This is a genomic window from Actinomadura sp. KC216 (assembly GCF_004348535.1).
Lineage (GTDB): Bacteria > Actinomycetota > Actinomycetes > Streptosporangiales > Streptosporangiaceae > Spirillospora.
On the sequence record NZ_SMJX01000518.1, the window covers coordinates 1 to 3,755 of the forward strand.

General features: G+C 71.7%; 3 protein-coding genes. All 3 read right to left on the reverse strand.

What is annotated here, in order from left to right:
- Positions 1 to 1,267, reverse strand: a 1,267-nt coding sequence (locus E1264_RS41325; protein ID WP_132182835.1) for a GGDEF domain-containing protein, incomplete at its 3' end; no start/stop codon positions are given.
- 289 nt (positions 1,268 to 1,556) lie between these two features.
- A complete protein-coding gene (locus E1264_RS41330; RefSeq protein ID WP_132182837.1) occupies positions 1,557 to 2,021 on the reverse strand; it encodes a single-stranded DNA-binding protein in 465 nt (154 codons plus the stop codon).
- Between the two features lie 88 nt (positions 2,022 to 2,109).
- On the reverse strand, positions 2,110 to 3,755 hold a 1,646-nt coding region (locus tag E1264_RS41335), incomplete at its 5' end, for a GTPase (RefSeq protein ID WP_347813457.1).

Below are 3,755 nucleotides of genomic sequence, written 5' to 3' on the forward strand. Positions count from 1 at the left end.
CTTCTAGGGCCGGGAGGCAGACTCGGTCTCGGCCGGAGGACTTTGCTCGGTACAGGGCCAGGTCGGCGGCGGCCAAGAGGTCTATGAGGTCTTCGCCGTGGGTGCGGAACAGGGCTACGCCCACGGAGACGGTTACCGTCACCGTGCCTTCTTCTGCGGGGACGGCCAGGCGGCGGACGCGGCCGCGGAGGCGTTCGGCCACGCGGCATGCTTCGACGGTGTCGGCGCCTGGTAGCAGGACCACGAATTCCTCGCCGCCGAAGCGGCCCACGACGTCGTAGTCGCGTAGTTGGTGGCAGAGCGTGCTGGCTACCCCTACCAGGACCTGGTCGCCCATCAGGTGGCCGTGGGTGTCGTTGACGCGTTTGAAGTGGTCGATGTCGATCAGGAGGAGGGCCACGGCGTCGTGGGTGCGTTGGGCGCGGGACAGTTCGGTGTCGGCTTCTCGCTGCCATGCCGCGGCGTTCAGGAGGCCGGTCTTGGAGTCCGTGCGTGCGGCCGCCTGGAGTTGCTGGTGCATGAGGCTGCGCTGCAGGAGGACGACCGGCGGGAGCGCCAGGAGCAGCAGGCCCAGTGAGAGGGCGCTCGTGATCGCCACGAGGATGCCGACGCAGAGCTCCACGACGTCCAGGAGGAGGCTCTCGCGCGTCCACAGGACGTCGCGCCAGCGGCTCTCGGGGTTGGCGGCGTGCGCCGCGACGGCGACGATGGCCGTGTTCACGACGGTGAACAGGGCCGCGCACCCCACGGCCGCCGGGATGCCCGGGTAGGCGTCGACGAGCCACCGCGGTGCCCCGTCCAGCGGTTCGGGGACCACCAGGTGGAACACCACGGACGCGCCCGCTCCGGCGATCCCGTGCGCCGCCGCGACCAGCGCCCGCCGGTAGACCAGCGTCCGGCGGACCCGGAACTGCAGCAGCGCCTGCAGCGGTATCGGGATCAGCAGGACGTAGACGGGCGGCAGCAGGAGGGCGACCGGCAGCCACCATGCCGACAGGAGGTCGCGTGCGACCCCGGCCGGCATGCCGAGGCGGCGGGTCGCCTCGATGCAGACCGCGCCGCACGCCAGGAGGGCGGCGAACGTCGTCAGGTCGCCGGTCCGGAGCGGCGTGCCGGCCAGGCTCGCGGCGATCAGCCCGAGATGGACGGCCACCACCACCGGCACATAGATCACGAGCAGGGACGGACGCCCCAGTAGCGCCCTACGCCTCGGCCTGCGGGGCAGCTCCCCACCACGGTCCTCGGCGGACGACTGCACTGCCGTCATCCTTCCCCCTTACGCGCATCACGTTGTGTAACACGATAGTTGCAACGTGTGCGGAAGGGGCGTGAAACAGGTACGTTCGGGAACGCACGTGCGGGTGACCGTCGGATCACCACGCATCAGGGCCCGCGGACTCGCGGCCCCAGGCACATCCTGAGGGGGATACCACCATGCGCGGCGTTTCCTGGATCTGACCAGGCCGCGGAACCCGAGGGTGCGGGGGCGCCGACCGACGGCGGCTGCTTCTGTCGGCCACGCCCCCGCTCCCCCGGACATGGCGCCGCCGTCGTGGTCAGGCGGCTTTCGGTTCCTCCTCTTCGGCGGGTGTGCTCAGGGCCCATTCGTCGGCTGCGTCGCGGGCCAGCTGGAGGTCTTCCTCGTTGAGGGGGCCGCCGCGCTGGATGGGGCGGAAGTCGGCCGTGCCTCGGACGAGGTCGGGACCGAGGGTGGTGGCCTCGACCTCGGCGGAGAAGCGCCATTGGCCGTCGCGCTCGTACTGCCGGATGCGCAGGCGGCCCGTGACGAGTACCGGGGTACCGCGCTGGAACTCGGACGCGTTGACGTTGTCGGCCAGGTTCCGCCAGCAGTTGACCGTCAGGAACAGGGTCTCGACGTCCTGCCATTGGCCGGTCTGCCGGTCGTAGCGGCGGGGCGTGCAGCCGACCCTGAGCGACAGGAACGGTGTGCCGTTGGCCGTCACGGCGTAGCGGGGTTCTGCCGCGACGAAGCCCGTGATGGTGATGTGCGCCTCGTTCATCGTGGTCCTCCGTTGTCTCGTGTGTTCGAGTCAACGGTGGTGCAGGCGGCACCTGGCGGGGGTGCGGTAATGGAATTGTGGATAACTCTCAGCCGCGGCCCAGCGCGATGTCGACGTCCTGGCGGAAGCGGGCGTAGACCTGGAGGTCCTGCTCGATGGGCACGATCACCTTCTCGTGCGCGACCTTCTCGATGCCCTGGCGCATGTGGTGCTCCATCTTGTCGCCGTGTTTGGCGGACGAGAGGGCCACCAGGTTGCGGCATGCCGAGGAGGTCAGCCAGCCCATGCCCAGGGTGCATACAACTAGGACGGCCACGTAAGGGATGAGGCCCGCTTCCCCGACCAGGCCGCCCGGGTCTTCGCCGCCAGCGTCCAGCAGGCCGTAGGCGACGAGGAAGCCGATCCAGATGAGGCTGAGGACGGCCACCAGCACCAGGAAGTACTGCCACGTCTTGACCAGCCACCACCAGCGCGGCACCTGGTTGAACGTCGGCAGCGCGTCCTTGAGGGACTCGCCGAGGGCCTCGGGGATCTCGGTCGCGTGGGAGCGGGCGGCGGCGCGCAGGGAGCGTCCCCAGTGCGCGGGCAGCTCGGGGGTGATGCCCTCGGTGACGGCCTGCAGCGCGGTGTCGACGTCGCCCTGCTGGGCGCCGATCGGGCCGGTGAAGGCGCCGCGGAGCTCCTCGCGCAGCTCGGTGAGGCGCATCCGGCGCAGCGGGTCCGAGCGGAGGCGGGCGATCATCGCGGCGACGGGCCAGCCGACGAAGTCGGCGGCGCGCAGCTCGTAGGCGCTCTCCATGGCCTCGGCGACGGCGGGCGCGCCCGCGGCGTCGGCGAAGGCCTGGACGAGGTCGCCGCGGCGGCCGTCGTCGACCGTGGCGGGCGGTGCGGTGTCGGCGCGGTAGGCGACGAAGCGCTCGGCGGCCCGGTCGACGTCGGCGGACAGGCGCTCGGTGCGGGCGCGGCGGGCGGCGACGGTGTCGACGAGGATGTCCCGGAAGCCGAAGACGCCGTCCTCGGCGACGGCGGAGGTCGTCACGATGCGCGGGTCGGTGAGGCCCTCGGCCTCCAGGAGGCGGCGCAGGTCGGCGACGCAGTCGTCGATCTCGTGCGGGGTGAGCCGGTCGACCTGGTTGAGGACGATCAGCGTCACGCCGGTGTGCCGCGCGAACGGGACGATGTAGTTGCGGTGCAGGGCGGCGTCAGCGTACTTCTGCGGGTCGACGACCCAGACGAGCAGGTCGGCGATGGTGACGAACCGGTCGACCTCGGCGCGGTGCATCGCCTGGATGGAGTCGTGGTCGGGCAGGTCGATGAGGACGAGCCCCTGGAGGGAGCTGTCGGCGCGTTCCAGGTCGAGGGCGCTGGCGCGGGCGTAGCGGTGGCGCTTGTCGACGTCCAGCCAGTCGAGGAGGGGGCCCGCGCCGTCCAGGCCCCAGACGCAGGCGTGGGCCTGGGACGTCATCGGCCGCCGCATGCCGGTCGGCGACAGTTCGAGCCCGCAGATGGCGTTGAACAGCGACGACTTGCCGCTGCCCGTACCCCCTGCGAGGGCGACGACGGTGTGCTCGCTGGACAGCCGGAGCCGCTGCCCGGCCCGGTCGAGCAGCGCCCCGGCCTCGGTGAGGACGGGCTGGTCGAGCCGGCCCTCGCCCGCGCGGACGAGCCGGTCGAGGCCGTTGAGGCGGTCGGTCAGGCTGGGCGGCCCGGCGGGAGCGGCGGCGGGGGCGGTGG